Consider the following 15,715-nt stretch of genomic DNA (forward strand, 5'->3'; position numbering starts at 1 on the left):
CCGCACCTCCCCGATCTTGCCCGCCGGAACCGGTTGTCGTGCCACCCCTACGATCCGGCCCCGCACATGAGGTTCCGATGACACGGCACGAGGAGGTCCCCGGATGCGCGTGATGGTGGTCGAGGACGACGACGACCTGCGGCTGGCGGTCGCCACCGAACTGGCCGGAACCGGCCTGCGGGTCGACGAGGCGGCCGACCTGGCCACCGCGGAGGCGGCGTTGACCGCCGGCCACTACGACTGTGTGGTCTTCGACCGGATGCTGTCCGACGGCGACTCCGTCACGTACGTGCACCGGCGCCGGCAACTGGGCTGGGCCGTGCCGGTGCTGTTCCTGACCGCGCGGGACACCCTCGCCGACCGGGTGGCCGGTTTCGCGCACGGTGGTGACGACTACCTGGTGAAGCCGTTCGCGATGGCCGAGCTGACCGCCCGGGTCCTCGCGCTGGGCCGGCGACGCGGCGGGCGGCGGCCGTCGGTGCTGCGCCACGCCGACCTGGTGGTCGACTGCGCCCGCCGCGAGGTACGCCGGGCCGGTGTGCTACTCACCCTCACCGCCAAGGAGTTCGCCGTGCTGGAGTACCTGCTCACCCGGCCCGAGCAGGCGGTGTCCCGGACCGAGCTGATCGAGCACTGCTGGGACTCCCGCACCGACCCGATGTCGAACGTGGTCGACGTGGTGGTACGCCGCCTGCGGGGCAAGCTCCGCCAGCCCGAACTGATCCACGCCGTACGGGGACACGGCTACCGGCTCGGCGAGTCCCGGACGTCGACGTGACCGGAGTGAGTGGCGTGACCGGGCGCGGACGGACCGCCCCGACGGGCTCGGCGGCCGGTCGGCTCCGCCGGCTGCGCTGGTGGCTCACCGTGCTGTTCACCGCGATGAACGCCGCCGGTCTGGTGGTCTTCGCCTGGCTGCTGGTCCGGGCCGACTCCCAGCAGGGTGAGCAGCGGCTCGACGCCGAACTGCGTCGGGTCACCACGGCGGTCACCCGACTGATCCAGGTCGACAACGGCGGCGCGCTGGTCACCGCGTACGTCGGCGAGGACGAACTCAACACCCAGTGTCCGCAGTTCGCCATCCTGCCGGGCGACTCGGAGCGGTTCACCGGCCATCTCAGCCAGCGGATCTGCGTACCGGTCGAGCCGGCACTGCTCGGTGGGCTGGCGGCCCGCGCGGTCCAGACCCGCCTGCCGCTGAACAGTTACGCCCGGGACACCGACGGCGAACTCGTCCGGGTCAGGGCGGAGCCGTTCCGCAACGACACCGGGCAGTACATCGGGGCGGTCGTCGCGGTGGCCGACGCGGGGCCGGAACGGGACCGCCACAACCAGGTGACGGCACTGGTCGTCGGCGGCTGCCTGCTGCTGGTCGCCGCGGTCGGCGCCGCCGGGCACCTGCTCTCCGGCCGGGCGATCCGGCCCGCCGTGGCGGCCCTGGAACAGCAGGAGGTGCTGCTCGCCGAGACCGCACACGACCTGCGTACCCCGGTGGCGGCGTTGCGCGCGCTGGCCGAGACGGCCCGGGACAATCCGACCCGCCGCGCCGACCTGCTGCCCCGTACGGTCGCCCTGGCGTCCCGGATGGGCAGCATCATCGACGGCCTGCTGGTACGGGCCCGGCTCGCCGCCGGGGTGGAGCAGTTGGCGATCCAACCGGTCTGGCTGGACCAGGTGGTCAGTACGGTGGTGGAGGAGACCCCGACCGAGGGGGCCACGGTGACGGTGACGGCCGCGCCGACCAAGGTGAACGCCGACCCGGTGCTGGTGCAGCGGGCGATCGGGAACCTGCTGGACAACGCACTGCGGCACGGGCGCCGGCCCGGTGACCCGGCGATCGTGCACGTGACGGTGGCCGGCGGGCGGGTACTGGTGGCCGACCACGGCCCCGGCATCGACGCGGCGGTGGCCCGGGAGAACTTCGACCGGTTCACCAGTGGCGGCGGGTCGAGCGGGCTCGGGCTCTCCATCGTACGTTGGGTGGCGCAGGCGCACGGCGGAATGCTGCGGGTCTACAACGCCGAGGAGGGCGGAGCCATCTTCGAACTGGTACTGCCGACGATCGACGACTGAGAGGTCTGTACCGACAGTGGACCGATCCTGTAAGGGTTCTTCTATCCTCGGCCGGGTGAGCTTCCTGGTTCCGCTCCGTCGCTCCGCCGGCCGGCTGCGCCGGCTCCACCACCTCCGGGCGGACCGCCTGCCGCCGCGACTGCGCGGCCGGCTGCCGCTGGTGCTGCTGGTCGGCACCAGCCTGGTCGCCGTCACCGCTGCGGTCTCCGGTGCCGCCACCCCGGCACCCGGGCTGAGCTTCGCGCAGGCGGGGCACTGGGTGGCGCACCCGGGGTCGGATTCGGTCTACCACGTCAACGGCTCCGCGCGCAGCGTGGACGCCCGGGCCGAGGTCCCCGGCCTCGAGGCCGGCAGCCAGGTGGTGCAGGGCGACACCAGCGGCTACGTGGTCGGCCGGAGCCGGATCGTCGAGTTCGGCAAGTCGAGCCTGTCGGTGGAGAGCACGCTGACCCCACCGACCGGGGAACGTCCGGTCGCCGTCGAGACCGACGGCGGGCCGTACCTGGTCTACCGGGAGGCCGGCCGGGTGGTCCGGCTCGGTGACCCGCCGGCGACCATCCCCGCCGGCGGCGCCCTCGGCGAACCGGTCGCCACCCGCGACGGCACCCTCTGGCTGCACCGGCCCGACTCCGGGGTGCTCTGCCGGTTGGCCAAGGGCACCGACCGGATCTCCTGTCCCGCCTCGGCACCCGTCGGCCACACCGGTGCGCTCACCGTGGTCGACCAGCGGCCGGTCTTCGTCGACACCGAGACGGACACCCTGAGTCCGGTCGGCGACGACGGACTCGGCCGGGCGACCCCGATCGGGGTCGACATCCCGCCGACCGCCCGGGTCGCCCCGGCGGACGTCTCCGGTCGGGTCGCCATCCTCGACCCGACCGCCCGGCGGATGCACCTGGTGGACGCCACCGGCCTGGGCCGGGAACCGGCCGCCGGTCGGCCGGTCACCGTCGCGCTGCCCGACGGGACGTACGCGGCGCCGACGGTGAGCCGCTCCTCGGTGGTGCTGCTCGACCGGCAGCGCAACGCGGTGCTCACCTACAACAGCGCCGGCGAGCAGCAGCGGGTCACGCCGGTACCGCCGGAGACCGGCGAGCCGACGCTGAGCCGGGGCGAGGACGAACGGGTCTACGTGGACGGCGCCGAGGGGCGACACGTCCTGGTGGTGGACCACGACGGAACCGTCGGGAACGTGCCGGTGGCGGGCGCCGCGCCGGGCACCCCGGTGCCGTCCGACTCCCCGTCCAACGGGCCGGCGCAGGGCCCGACCCCGACCCCGGCCGGAACCCCGTCGTCGGACCGGAAGCGGGACGAGGACCCGCCGCGCCGCCCGAACCCGCCGCCGAACTCCGACCGGACGCCGGAGCGGGAACCCGACCCGCCACCCGTGCCGGCCAGCCCGCCCGGAATGCCGCCCAGCCTGCGGGCCGCCGCCCAGGGCGACGGACTCCGGGTCAGCTGGGGCGCCGCCGCCGCGAACGGCGCGTCGGTCACCCGGTACCGGATCACCTGGCAGCGCACCGGCGGCGGCAGCAGCTCGGCGACCCGGTCGGGCGGCACCCGGTCGATCACCCTGACCGGCCTCACCGCCGGGGCCGCGTACCGGATCACCGTCGTGGCGGAGAACTCCGCCGGCCGGGGCACCCCGGCGACGGCCCGGGCGAACGCCCCCACCCCGCCGCGTACGGTCACCGTGTCCCGGGGATCCGACACCACCTACCGGGACGACTGCCACGCCCCGGACTGCGGGTACATGCGGATCGTGATGCGTGGATTCCGCCCGAACACCGACTACCACGTCAGGCCGAGCTCCGACGAGTGGCCGAACTACAACCCGGGTGCGACCCGGCGCACCGACGGCAACGGCAACCTGACCTTCGAGGACTTCCCGTTCGACGCGGTCGGCCAGCGGGTCTGGGTCACCGTGGACGGCGTACGGTCCAACCGCTTCCTCTGGCCCGAAGGATGAACGACAACAGCGCGGCGGAGATCGCCGCACGGATCGCCGGGAACGTCCAACGGGTCATCCTCGGCAAGCCGGAGCTGGTCCGGCTGGCGATCGCCGGTCTGCTGGCCGAGGGGCACCTGCTGATCGAGGACGTGCCCGGACTCGGCAAGACGACCCTGGCCCGGTGCCTGGCCCGCAGCATCGGCGGCAACTGGAACCGGATCCAGTTCACCCCCGACCTGCTGCCCGGCGACATCACCGGGGTCAGCGTCTACCACCAGCGGGACGAGCGGTTCGCCTTCCACCCCGGCGGGGTGTTCGCGAACGTCGTGGTCGCCGACGAGATAAACCGGGGTACCCCGAAGACCCAGTCGGCGCTGCTGGAGGTGATGTCGGAGCGCCGGGTCACGGTGGACGCCACCACCCACGAGGTGCCCCGGCCGTTCCTGGTGGTCGCCACCCAGAACCCGATCGAGCTGGAGGGGACGTACCGGTTGCCGGAGGCGCAACTGGACCGGTTCCTGCTGCGGCTGTCCGTCGGCTACCCCGACCTCGACGCCGAGGTGGCGGTGGTGCTCGGCGACTGTGCCGGGGTGACCGCCGAGGAACTGCCGGCGGTGGTGGAGATCGAGACACTGCGGACGGCGATCACCGAGGTACGGGCGGTACGGGTCGACCCGGCCCTGGCCGGGTACGCGGTCCGGCTCGCCGCCGCCACCCGGGACCACGCCGCCGTACGCTTCGGCGCCAGCGTCCGGGGCAGCATCGCCCTGGTGCGTACCGCCCAGGCGTTGGCGGCGATGGCGGGACGCGGCTTCATCACCCCGGACGACCTGAAGGAGGTGGCCGTACCGGTGCTGGCCCACCGGCTCGTGCTCACCGCCGAGGCGGAACTCAACCAGCGCGGTCCGGGCGAGATCGTCGCCGAACTGCTCGACTCGACCCCGCTGCCGACGGTCGACGCGGGGCGTTGAGGCGTGCGGCTCACCGGTCGGGGCCGGGCCGTGCTCGTGCTCGGCGTGCTGGCGCTGGCCGTCGGCTTCTGGGGCGGCTACCCGTTCCTGCGTGCCCTGGGCGGTGCGCTGGTCGGCGCCGTACTCGCCGCGGTGCTGCTCACCGCACGCGGGCTGACCGTGACGGTACGCCGTTCGGTCTATCCAGACCGGGTCGAGCGGGGCCGGCCCGCGGTGGCCACCCTGCGGGTCGGCAACCCGGGAGTCCGCCGGCAGGCCGGCTTCCTGGCGACCGATCCGGTGGCCGGCACGTCCCGTGGCGTCCGGGTCCGCTCACTGCCACCCGGCGGGGAGGCGGTCCACCACTACGAGCTGCCGACCGGCACCCGGGGGCCGCTGACCGTGGGCCCGCTGACCCTGCACCGGGTCGACCCGTTCGGGTTGTCCCGGACCGGCGCCGGGGTCGGGGAGACCGCCCTGCTCCGGGTACATCCCCGGCAGTTGCCGGCCCGGCCGCTGGCCGGTGGGCACCGGCGGCACCACCACGAGGGGGTCCGCACCGACAACACGCTGCGCGGGTCGGTCGACCTGCAGGACGTCCGCGAGTACGTCCCCGGTGACGAGGTACGCCACCTGCACTGGAAGGCCACCGCCCGGACCGGCCGGCTGATGGTGCGGGACCTGGCGGACCCGGCCCAGCCCCGACTCACCGTGCTGCTCGACGACCGTGCCGGGGGACTGACCGCCGCCGACTTCGAGGAGGCGGTGGACGTCACCGCCTCGCTGCTCGGCGCCGCCGCCCGGGCCGGGCACCACACCCGGCTGCTCACCTCCACCGGTCGGGACCTGGCCACACCCGGCGGGGCCGGAGCCGTCCGCCAACTCCTCGACGAGCTCTGCGAGCTGCGGCAGGGCCCGGATGCGAGCGCCGACGGCGACGTACTGCCGGTGGCGGCGGGCAGCCGCGGTGGGGGTGCGCTGGTGGTGGTGACCTCGGCGGGTACCGGACTCGGCCCGCTCGCCCGGCTCCGGTACCGCCATCCGACGATCGTCGTGGTCGGACTGGCCGGCGCGGACACCGTGCCCGACCCGCTCGCGGGCCCGGCCGTGCCGGCGGCTGACCCGGCCGCGACCCCGGCTGATCCGGCGGCCGGGCGGGCCATGACCTCGCCGGGCCTGCGGATGCTCGTCGCGGCGGACGCCAGCGACGCGGTACGCCGATGGAACGAGATGGTCCGATGAGCGTCGCCGCAGCGCGGACACTGCTGGCCCGGGCCGCCCCGACCGGGTGCGTGGTGCTCGCCGGAGCGGTCGCCGGCCTGCTCTTCGCCCCCGTCTTCGGGCTCACCGGGCTGCTGGCCCCGGTCGGCGTACCCGCCGGGGTGATGCTGCTCGTGGCGCTGGCCTGCGCCCGCCGGCCGTCGCTGGTCGTCTGGCGTCCGCTCCTGGTCGCCGGCGGCGGCCTGCTGGCGGTGCTCTGGACGACCCTCTGGTCGACCACGCTCGCCGGCCTACCCACCGGTGCGACGTGGCGGGCGCTGGCCGCCGGGGTCACCGACTCCTGGCGGCTCGCCCTCCAGTCGACCTGGCCGGCCCGGCCCGAGCCCGAGCTGCTGCTCTTCGTGCCGCTGCTGGTCGTCCTCGCCGGGGCGCTCGGCGTCGAACTGCTGCACCGGCTCCGTGGTCCGCTGCCCGCCCTCGCCCCCAGCCTCGCCGTCGCGCTGCTCAGCCAGGGTTACGCCGCCCTGCCCCCGGTCGCCGGCACCGTGGCCGCGCTCGGGTACGCCGCTGTCGCCGGTGCCCTGCTGGCCACCACCCGGCACGGCACCGACCCGTCGGGTACCCGGGCCGGGACGATGACGCCGACCCGTGGCGCAGCGACCCGCGGCTCGCCGGGCGGGGCGGTGCCGGCGTCGGGGTTCCGGTCGCGCCCGCCGGCCGCCGAGCGGTCCGACCTGGCGTCGGCGCTGTTCCGGATCGGGCTGCCGCTGCTGCTGGCGGTGCTGGCCGCACTGCTCGCCGGGGTGTGGCCGCCGGCCGGGGTACCGCGCTACGCCGCGCACCGGGACGAGCCCGCGCCGCTGCCACAGACCCGGGTCACCAGCCCACTCGACGAGATCGCCTTCCGGCTCACCCACCCCGGCACCCCGGTCTTCCGGGTCCGGGCCGTCGGGAACGGCGGCCGGGCCGGTACGGACGGCACACCCGGCCCCACCGCGCAGCCCGAAACGGACCGGTGGCCACTGGTGGTGCTGGACACCTTCGACGGGGTCAACTGGACACCCGGCGCCCACTACCGACGGATGGGCACCGAACTGCCGGCGGGTGCGGTGGTGACGGTGCCGGTGCGGCCCCGCTCCGCCGAGATCGAAACCGTCGGGGCGGCCGCCGTCGGTGGCCCGTGGCTGCCGAGCCAGACCTGGCCGGCCCAGGTACGCGGCGTCGAACCGCTGGTCGAGCAGGAGCACGGTTCGCTGCTGCTGCCGTCCTCACCCGGCCCCGCCCGGTACACGCTGACCTGGTGGCAGCCGCAGGTCGACGCCGGGCGGCTCGACACGGCCGCACTCGACCCCCGCGCTCCCGGCGGGCGCGGCGGCGTCGGCGTCGTACCACCCGGCATCGCCGAACTCGCCGAACAGGCGGTACGCGGCGGCCGGCCGTCCTTCCAGACCGCACTGGTGCTGGAGCGTTACCTCCGGGAGAACTACCGGCTGGCGACCGGGGCGGAACTGCCGACCGGTCACGCCTGGCCACAGCTGGCGGACTTCCTGCTGCGTACCAGGCGGGGCACCAGTGAACAGTTCGCGGCCGCGTACGTGACGCTGGCCCGGATGGTCGGCATCCCGGCCCGGCTGACGGTCGGCTTCCGTACCCCGGCCACCCCGGACCCGGACGGCGGCTACACGGTCCGCAACGGTGACGTACTGGCCTGGCCGGAGGTGGCGGTCGCGGGACTGGGCTGGGTGCCACTCGACCCGAGCAGCAGCGCGACGGCCGCCCCCGCCGGCCCCGGGCTGGCGGCCCTGACCGCCCGCGCCCGGGCACAGTTGCCGCCACCGGAGGCGCTGCGCGATCCACCGGTCGCGCCGAACCCGGTGGCGGCCGGCGACCGCGACGACGACGGCAGCGGCTTCGCGCCGTCGCTGAGCTGGCTCGGCGTACCGGCGTTGCTGCTGGTGGCCTGGCTGGTCGGCGTACCGGCGGCGCGGGCGGTACGGACGTTGCGACGGCGGCGTCGCCCCGGCGCGGCGGCGGTGGCGGGCGCCTGGGCGGAGGTCCGGGACCGACTGCGCGAACACGGCCTCGGCGTGCCGCCCGGCATGACGGTACGTGAGCTGGCCGGTGCGGCGGCGACCGTGGTGGACCAGAGCACGGTCGACGAACTCCGACGGCTCGGCACCATCGTGGACCGGGCACTCTGGTCCGGGGACTCACCCGGGCAGGGGGACGTCACCGAGGCCTGGGCGGCGGTACGCGCGGTCCGACGCGGGCTGGCCCGGCGCGGCTGGCGGAGGCGGCTACGGGCCGGCCTCGACCCGCGTACGGTGCTCCGGCGCGGCTGAGCCGACCCGGTAAACGTCGACGGACGGACCCGCCGCACCCGTCACTGCACGCAGCGGGCTCCCCGGATCGGCTTCGGCGGGGTCTCGTACACCTGGAGACCGTTACTGCCCTGGATCAGGAAGCAGTACCGGCGTACCGGGTCGACCGGCACCCGGTACGTCGTGCCGCGCTGCGCCAGCAGCACCTTGGCCTGCTCCCCCTCCTCCGCCACGACAACCGCGAAGTCCAGCGGCTCGGTGCTCCGCCAGGAGAGTTCCACGACGTTGCCGCGGTCGACCGGGTCGGTCAACTCCAGGTGCACCACCGTGGCCGGAGTCGGGGCGGGACCCGTCGTCCCGGCCGCCGACGGCGGCGGTGGCGGTACGGCCAGCTCACCCGGCCGGTTCAGGAAGAACAGTACGGAGAGCACGGCGAGCAGCGACAGGCCACCGGCCGCGATCAGCAGCGGGGTCCGATGGGTACGCCGGGGCGGTTCGGCCGAGCCGAAGACCAGGATCGGCTCCCCCCGGGGGCGCGGCGCCGCCGGCCCGTTACCGGGCCGGGAGACGACCGCCAACTCGGTGCCCGGGTGGGGCACGACGTCGACGACGGTCGCCGGTGGGTCATCGCCGGTCTCGGCCCCCGCTGGTTCGGCGTCGACGGCGGCGTCGGCCGGCACCGTGGTCTCCGTCTCGGACACCGACGGCCGGGTGGTCACCCCGTCGGGGAGCGCCGGTGCCGTGGCGACGACCTGCACCGGCGGCACCGGCGGGTTGTCCGGCCGGTCGGCCTCCACGGTCGACGGCGCGGACCCGACCTCCGCAGTACGTGCCGGGGCCGGCGGCGGCGTTGTCGGGGCGGACGACGGCGTTGTCGGCGCGGACAACGCGCCCCCGACCTCCGCAGATTGCGCCGGGACCGGCGCGGAAGAGGTGGCCCTGACCTCCGCGGATCCGGCCGGGACCGGCGAGGGCACCGTGGACGCCGCCACGACCTCGTCAGATCCGGCCGGTGCCGGCGCGGGGACTGACGGCACGGGGAACGCGGCGAGCCGGGCGAGCACGTCGGCGGCGTCGGCCGGCCGGTGGTCCGGGTCCTTGGCGAGCAGCTCCGACACCAGATCCGGTAGCCCCGGCGGCAGGTCGGCCCGCTCGACCGGGGGTACCGGGGCGCCCAACACCCGCAGCAGGCGCTCGCCCGGTGGCTCACCGGGCGGCCCCTGGTGCGGCGGACGGCCGGTCAACGCGAAGTGCAGGATCGCCCCGAGTCCGTAGAGATCGGACCGCTCGTCGGCGGAGCCGTCCCGCACCGTCTCCGGTGCGAGGAAGTCCAGATTCCGCGCCGGGTCGGCGGGGAAGGCATGGCGCAGGGTCAGACCGAAGTCCGCGAGCAGTGGTTCACCGGAGGGCCGGAACAGCACGTTGCCCGGGGTGACGCCGCCGTGGACGAGGCCCGCCCGGTGAGCGGCGGCCAGCGCGGCGGCGAGGGCGCTGCCCAGGGCCACCGTGTCCGTACCGGAGAGTGGGCCGAACGAGTCCAGCAACTCCGGCAGCGACTGGGCACACAGCTCCAGACGCAGCGCGGCCCGCCCGTCGGCGAGTTCCCGCAGACCGTCGGCGACGAGGACCGGGGCGATTCCGCGCAGTTCGCCGAGGCGGCGCAGTTCGTCCCGGACCCGTGCCCGGGTACGCCGGTCCAGTCGGCCGGGATACACCTTCAGCGCGTACGCCTCACCCGGCTCGCCGGAGACGCCGGCCAACACCGTCGCGACCGGGCCGTCGCCGAGCGGGACCAGCTCGTCGTGCCCGGGTTCGCTGCTCATGGCGGCGCTCATCCTCGTACGGATCCCTCATCCGGACCGTCCGGCCCGGCAACCTGGGCGCGCCCGTACATCGCGCCTCCCCTTCCGCCGACGGTGTCCGCTAGCTGCCGTGCCCGTTCCATCCGCCCGGCCAGGTGCCCATCGTAGGAACCCGGGACACCGGGCGGAACCGGGCGGCAGCATGCTGCCGCCCGTCGGAGCACCGCCGCCCGGCGGGAGACGGAGACGGGACGCGCCGGATGACAACCATTGGCCTGGTACGGGTGACGATCGCGGCCCCGCAACGACGGATCGACCTGGCGCTGCCGGAACGTGCGCCGGTCGCCGAACTGCTCCCCGCCCTGCTCCGGCACGCCGGTGAACGCCTCGCCGACGAGGGTGTGCCGGACGGCGGCTGGGTGCTGCGCCGCGCCGACGGTACGGCGGTCGACCCGGGTCGGACGTTCGCCACGAACCGGGTACGCGACGGCGAGGTGCTGCACCTGGTGCCCCACCGGATGTCGTGGCCGGACCTGGAGTACGACGACCTGGTCGACGCGATCGCCCGGGGCGCCGGCCGGGTCGGTCAGCTCTGGGGCCCCCGGCACACCCGGCTCGCCGGCCTGGCCGGGGCGGTGGTGGCGATGCTGGTCGCGGTGGTCGCGGTACTGCACGCCGGGCCGCCGTGGCCGGGCTGGGCGGCGCTGGTCCTCGCCGCCGTGTTGCTGGCCGCCGGCACGGCGGTGTCCCGCGCCGTCGGCGACGCCCGGGCCGGGGCGGTGCTCGCCGGCCTGGCCCTGCCGCACGCGTTCACCGGCGGCGCGCTGCTGCTCGGCGACCGGCTGCCGCTCTCCGGCCTCGGCGCCCCGCACCTGCTCGGCGGCTGTGCGCTGCTGCTGCTCGCCGCCGTCCTCGGCCACCTCGGGGTGGTCGACGGAGCCGCCCTCTTCGTCGGGGCCGCGACCCTGGCGCTGCTGGTCGGCCCGGCCACCTGGGCGGTGCACGTCGAGCTGGTCGACCCGACCGGCGCGGCGGCGGTACTGGCCACCGCGGTCCTGCTCTTCTCCCCGTTGCTCGGCCCGCTGGCGATCCGGCTCGGGCGGGTGCCGATGCCGGTGTTGCCGCGTACCGCCGCCGATCTGGTCCGGGACGAGCCGCAGCCGCCCCGGCGCGCGGTGTACGCGGCGGTGCTGCGCGCCGACGGCCTGCTCACCGGGATGCTGTGGGGGGCCGCACTGGCCGCCGTCCTGGCCCAGGCGGTGCTGGCGGCCCGGGCCGGCACGGCGGTGACCGTACTGCTGGTCGTGCTCACCCTCGGGTTCGGCGTACGGGCCCGGCTCTATCCGGCGCTCCGCCAGCGGCTGCCGGTGCTGCTCGCCGGACTGGCCGGTGCGACCGGGCTGGCCGTCGGCCCACTGCTCGCCGGGTCGGCGCGGCTGGTCGGGACGGTGTTGCCGGTGCTGCTGCTGGCCGCCGCGCTCGCCGTACTCGCCGGTCTGGTGCACAGCCGACGGACACCGAGCCCCGTGCTCGGGCGGTACGCCGAGCTGGCCGAGACCCTGCTGGTGCTGGCCTGCGTCCCGGTGCTCTGCGCGGTACTGCGGCTCTACGGCCTGGTCCGTGGGCTGGGCGGCTGACCATGGCGACAAAACGCGACCAACTCCAGGCCCACCGGTTCCTCGGCCAGCGGGTGCTCTCCGCCCTGGTGACCGGCGAGACCGATCCTGAGCAGCCGCCGTTCCGCCGGCCGACCGGGGCGGCGCTCGGCAGCATCGCCATCGCGGTGCTGGTACTCGCCGCGTTCGGTGTGTACGGGTTCGTCGTGCCCGGCGGCAACCGGGCCTGGCGCGACGGTGACGCGGTGATCGTGGTGAAGGAGACCGGCACCCGGTACGTCTACCTCGACGGCCGGTTGCATCCGGTGCTCAACTACGCCTCCGCGCTGCTGGCGCTGGAACGGAACGCACCGACCCGCAGTGTCTCCCGGGAGTCGCTGGTCGACGTGCCACGCGGCCCCCGGATCGGTATCCCGGACGCGCCCGACGCGCTGCCCGGCCCGCGCCGGATCCTGACCGGCGGCTGGACCCTCTGCTCCCGGCCGACCACCGATCCGACCGGCGCCACCGTCGACACCTCGGCGCTGCTGGTCGGCACCGAACCGGCCGGCGGACTACCGCTCGACGACAACGCCCTGCTGGTGGAGGTGCCGCAGACCGGTGACCAGTACCTGATCTGGCGGGGTTACCGGCACCGGATCCGGCAGCCGGACACCGTGACCGTGGGCCTGGCGCTGCGTGCGGAGCCACGCGCCCGGGTCGGGTTGGCGGTGGTCGACATCCTGCCCGCCGGTGAGACCATCGCCCCGATCCCGGTCCGGGACGTCGGCAAGCGGTCCACGGCGGTGCCCGGACGCAAGGACCTGCGGATCGGGCAACTGCTGACCGTGCAGACCTCCGGCGGCGGGGTCCAGCACTACCTCGCCGGCCCTGACCGGCTGCGGATGATCACGGAACTTCAGTACGACATCCAGTTGGCGTACCGGGAGACCGCGAAGGCGTACCGAGGCGGCGAGCCGGTCGGCGTACCGCTGGGGCTGGTCGCGGCGGCCGAGGCCCGGCAGGAGACGCTGCCGGAGGCCACCGCCGGCGCGGCGCCGACGCGGCGGCCGGAGTTCGCCGGAGCCGGCCGGGGCCCGGTGACGGTCTGCGTGACGTACGACGGTGACGCCACCGTTCCCCGGCTGCGGATCGACCCTGAACTGCCCGCGCTCGACTCGATGACCAGGACCGGCGGGCGGACCGCCGACGGCCTGCCGCTCGCCGACCGGGTGTACGTGCCGCCGGGGCGGGCCGCCCTGGTCGAGGTGCTGCCGAGCGCGCGGGCACCGGTCGGCACCCTTGTCCTGGTCACCGACCAGGGTCGGGCCCACCCGCTCGGGGATCGGCAGGTGCCGGCGATTCTCGGCTACGGCCGGGTGACCCCGGTACGGCTGCCCGCCGGCCTGGTCACCCGGGTGCCGATGGGCAGCGGCCTCGACCCCACCGCCGCCCGCCGGTAAGGAAGGGCCCCTTCTTATCGGTTTTTGTAGAGGAAGGGCCCCCTGTTAACGCTCATCGGCGACGTCGCGCACCAAACCGCTCCGCCGTCGGCGACGCTGCGCGTCGGTGCGAGGTCCCCGGCATCCGACGTCATCGGCCATCCTCCGGCCGGCGCGGGGTGCCGTACAGGGTGCCGCGTACGGCCCGGGCCGGGTTGTGCGCCCCGGGGTGTCCGTACGGCTCGACGTGGGTGCCCGACCCGTACGGCTCGACGTGGGTGTCGGAACGGTACGGCTCGACGGTGTCCGGCGCCGGTTCGTGGGCTGCCGCCGCCCGCCTCCGGCGCATCCGGATCACGCGGGAGACGGTGAAGTACCCCACGGCGAGTACGCAGAGCACGATGACGACCTTCTGGAACGTCCCGACGTACGACTCGACGGCATGCCAGTTCTCCCCGAGCAGGTAGCCGGCCATCACGAACACGGTGTTCCAGATCAGACTGCCCAGCGTGGTGTAGAGCAGGAACGTGGTGACCGGCATGCGCTCCACACCGGCCGGGATGGAGATGAGGCTGCGGAAGATCGGGATCATGCGCCCGAAGAAGACCGTCTTCACCCCGTGCCGGGCGAACCACGCCTCCGTCTTGTCGATGTCGCTCAACTTGACCAGCGGCAGCCGCGCCGCGATCGCCCGGACCCGGTCCCGCCCGAGCGCGACGCCGATGTAGTACAGCGCCATGGCGCCGACCACCGAGCCGATCGTGGTCCAGATGATCGCGGCGAGCAGGCTCATCTTGCCCTGGCTGGCGGTGAACCCGGCCAGCGGCAGGATCACCTCACTCGGGATCGGCGGGAACACGTTCTCCAACGCGACCGCCAGACCGGCGCCGGGCGCACCGAGCCGTTCCACCAGGTCGGTCACCAACCCGACCAGCCCGTCCGACGGCGGATCGGACTCCTGGGCCAACAGGCCAGCGTGCATCGGCACATGCCACAGAGGGATCATGCCGACGAGGCTACGAGTTTCACCGCGGCCCCGGCCATGAGGTCGACCGCGGGGGCCGGAAGGTCGGCTTCACAGCCCGGGTGCGGAAAACCGCACCTTCAGGCGGGTTCAGGGGACCAGCTCCCGGCTCTCGGCGTGCCGGCGACCCAGGGTACGGCGCACATGCCGCCTTCGTCCCGGTCAGCGCCGACGCGGCGCCAACCAGCCCAGAAGTGCCTCTGGCAGCCGGCACGCCACCTCGCGACGGCGTCCGGGGGGCACGAACGCCGGCGGCGTGTGGTCAGTCCCGGGTGCGGGCGTCCCCGGGCGGCGCTTCGCGGTGCGGCCACCGGGACTGGCCGATCGCCGGATCCGGCCCGGCCGCGAGCCGGTCGAGTTCGCGGAGCAGTGGGTCGAAGGCCGGGTCCCCTGTGGCGGTCGGCGTCGGCGAGCCGCCGGCCCCGTCGTACGGCCGACGTCGCGGCTCCGTCGTCGCGGCGGTGAGGTCCGACAGTTGCCGGTCGGCACCGACGACGGCACGCCGTACGGTGTCGACGATCGTACGGCCCAGCGCGTCGGGGGCGGCATGGTGGATCCGGGGGTCGAGGACCAGGTCGACAAGCTGGCCGTGGGCGTCGACGGTCGCCACGACCAGCCCGTCGTCCGACGTCGCGGTTTCCCGGACCACCGCCACCCGAGCCGGCAGGGTCAGTGGACCCGCGACGGATGCCCCGCCGTCCAACCCGTCCGGATCCGGCGGTCGGTGTGCCCTCCGCTGCGGATCCGGGCCCGGGCGTCGGCGTTCCGTCGGCCGGAGGTTCGGCGCCGGGCGTCGGGCGGGCATCAAGCCTCTCCCGCCGCCGGCACCTCCGTCGCCGTCCAGAACGTCACCGACGGTCCGTACGCGTCCTCCGTCCGCACCTGGACGTTCCGGTCCGGGTAACGTCGCGCCAACACGCCGGCCCAGCATGCGGCGATGTCCCGGGCGAGACCGGGCAGGCCGTCCTCGTACGGGTCGAGGTCAACGTTGACGAACAGGTCGTACAGCGTCACGGTGTTGACCACCGCCTCGATCCGGCCCGGATCGTCCGGGAACTGGCTGAACCACCGGTCGACGGTGGCCGCGTCGAAGCGGTCCCGGAGGAAGATTCCGCCCCGGTACCCGACGGTGGAGGGGTTGAACAGCCAGCCGGCGGCGACAACCGCCGGCACCGCGGCCTCCTGGTTGAGGTAGTCGGTCGGTCCCCAGGACGACGCCGACTCCCCCCAGCCGCTCCGCCACTCGACGAAGAACCCCGGCAGGAGCCGTCCGTCGTCCGGCCCGTCGATGGTGGTCACCGGTCCTCCCTGGACGTCATCGCTCATCCTCGTTCCT

The 15,715-nt window shown here is 74.8% G+C and carries 12 protein-coding genes; 8 read left to right on the forward strand and 4 right to left on the reverse strand.

The features are described 5' to 3' along the window. Positions 1-103: 103 nt before the first annotated feature. The 6 genes from V1633_RS06755 to V1633_RS06780 are packed head-to-tail and all read left to right on the forward strand — an operon-like array spanning position 104 to position 8,537. Positions 104-778 (forward strand): response regulator transcription factor, encoded by a 675-nt coding sequence (locus V1633_RS06755; protein ID WP_331213319.1) that lies wholly within the window; start codon positions 104-106, stop codon positions 776-778. 14 nt (positions 779-792) lie between these two features. Continuing rightward, positions 793-2,073: a sensor histidine kinase gene (locus tag V1633_RS06760; protein WP_331213320.1), complete on the forward strand. Its 1,281-nt coding sequence runs from the start codon at positions 793-795 to the stop codon at positions 2,071-2,073. A gap of 55 nt (positions 2,074-2,128) precedes the next feature. After that, positions 2,129-4,042 (forward strand): fibronectin type III domain-containing protein, encoded by a 1,914-nt coding sequence (locus V1633_RS06765; protein WP_331213321.1) that lies wholly within the window; start codon positions 2,129-2,131, stop codon positions 4,040-4,042. Beyond that, positions 4,039-4,995: an AAA family ATPase gene (locus V1633_RS06770; RefSeq protein WP_331213322.1), complete on the forward strand. Its 957-nt coding sequence runs from the start codon at positions 4,039-4,041 to the stop codon at positions 4,993-4,995. The genes V1633_RS06765 and V1633_RS06770 overlap by 4 nt, the downstream gene beginning before the upstream one ends. Before the next feature lie 3 nt (positions 4,996-4,998). Then, a complete protein-coding gene (locus tag V1633_RS06775; RefSeq protein ID WP_331213323.1) occupies positions 4,999-6,216 on the forward strand; it encodes a DUF58 domain-containing protein in 1,218 nt (405 codons plus the stop codon). Continuing rightward, positions 6,213-8,537 carry a transglutaminase domain-containing protein gene (locus V1633_RS06780; RefSeq protein ID WP_331213324.1) on the forward strand — a complete coding sequence of 775 codons (2,325 nt, stop codon included), beginning with the start codon at positions 6,213-6,215 and terminating at the stop codon, positions 8,535-8,537. The genes V1633_RS06775 and V1633_RS06780 overlap by 4 nt, the downstream gene beginning before the upstream one ends. A gap of 41 nt (positions 8,538-8,578) precedes the next feature. Here V1633_RS06780 and V1633_RS06785 read toward each other — a convergent pair whose 3' ends face one another. Further along, the gene (locus V1633_RS06785) at positions 8,579-10,339 is read right to left on the reverse strand and encodes a serine/threonine protein kinase (protein ID WP_331213325.1); all 1,761 of its coding nucleotides are present in this window, start codon (positions 10,337-10,339) and stop codon (positions 8,579-8,581) included. Between the two features lie 239 nt (positions 10,340-10,578). Between V1633_RS06785 and eccD the strand changes: the two genes are divergently transcribed. Both eccD and eccB read left to right on the forward strand, forming a co-directional pair. Then, entirely contained in the window at positions 10,579-11,955 is a 1,377-nt protein-coding gene (gene eccD / locus V1633_RS06790; protein WP_331213326.1) for a type VII secretion integral membrane protein EccD, read from the forward strand. Between the two features lie 2 nt (positions 11,956-11,957). Then, entirely contained in the window at positions 11,958-13,376 is a 1,419-nt protein-coding gene (gene eccB, locus V1633_RS06795) for a type VII secretion protein EccB (protein ID WP_331213327.1), read from the forward strand. A 130-nt stretch (positions 13,377-13,506) separates the two neighbouring features. On the opposite strand, the gene V1633_RS06800 is transcribed toward eccB, so the two are convergent. From V1633_RS06800 to V1633_RS06810, 3 genes are all read right to left on the reverse strand, one after another. After that, positions 13,507-14,361 carry a DedA family protein gene (locus V1633_RS06800; RefSeq protein ID WP_331213328.1) on the reverse strand — a complete coding sequence of 285 codons (855 nt, stop codon included), beginning with the start codon at positions 14,359-14,361 and terminating at the stop codon, positions 13,507-13,509. A gap of 280 nt (positions 14,362-14,641) precedes the next feature. Next, positions 14,642-15,184: a YbaB/EbfC family nucleoid-associated protein gene (locus V1633_RS06805; protein ID WP_331213329.1), complete on the reverse strand. Its 543-nt coding sequence runs from the start codon at positions 15,182-15,184 to the stop codon at positions 14,642-14,644. Continuing rightward, positions 15,184-15,705 (reverse strand): hypothetical protein, encoded by a 522-nt coding sequence (locus tag V1633_RS06810; RefSeq protein ID WP_331213330.1) that lies wholly within the window; start codon positions 15,703-15,705, stop codon positions 15,184-15,186. The genes V1633_RS06805 and V1633_RS06810 overlap by 1 nt, the downstream gene beginning before the upstream one ends. Positions 15,706-15,715: the final 10 nt, after the last annotated feature.

The sequence above is a fragment of the Plantactinospora sonchi genome, assembly GCF_036422035.1.
Taxonomy (GTDB): Bacteria; Actinomycetota; Actinomycetes; order Mycobacteriales; family Micromonosporaceae; genus Plantactinospora; species Plantactinospora sonchi.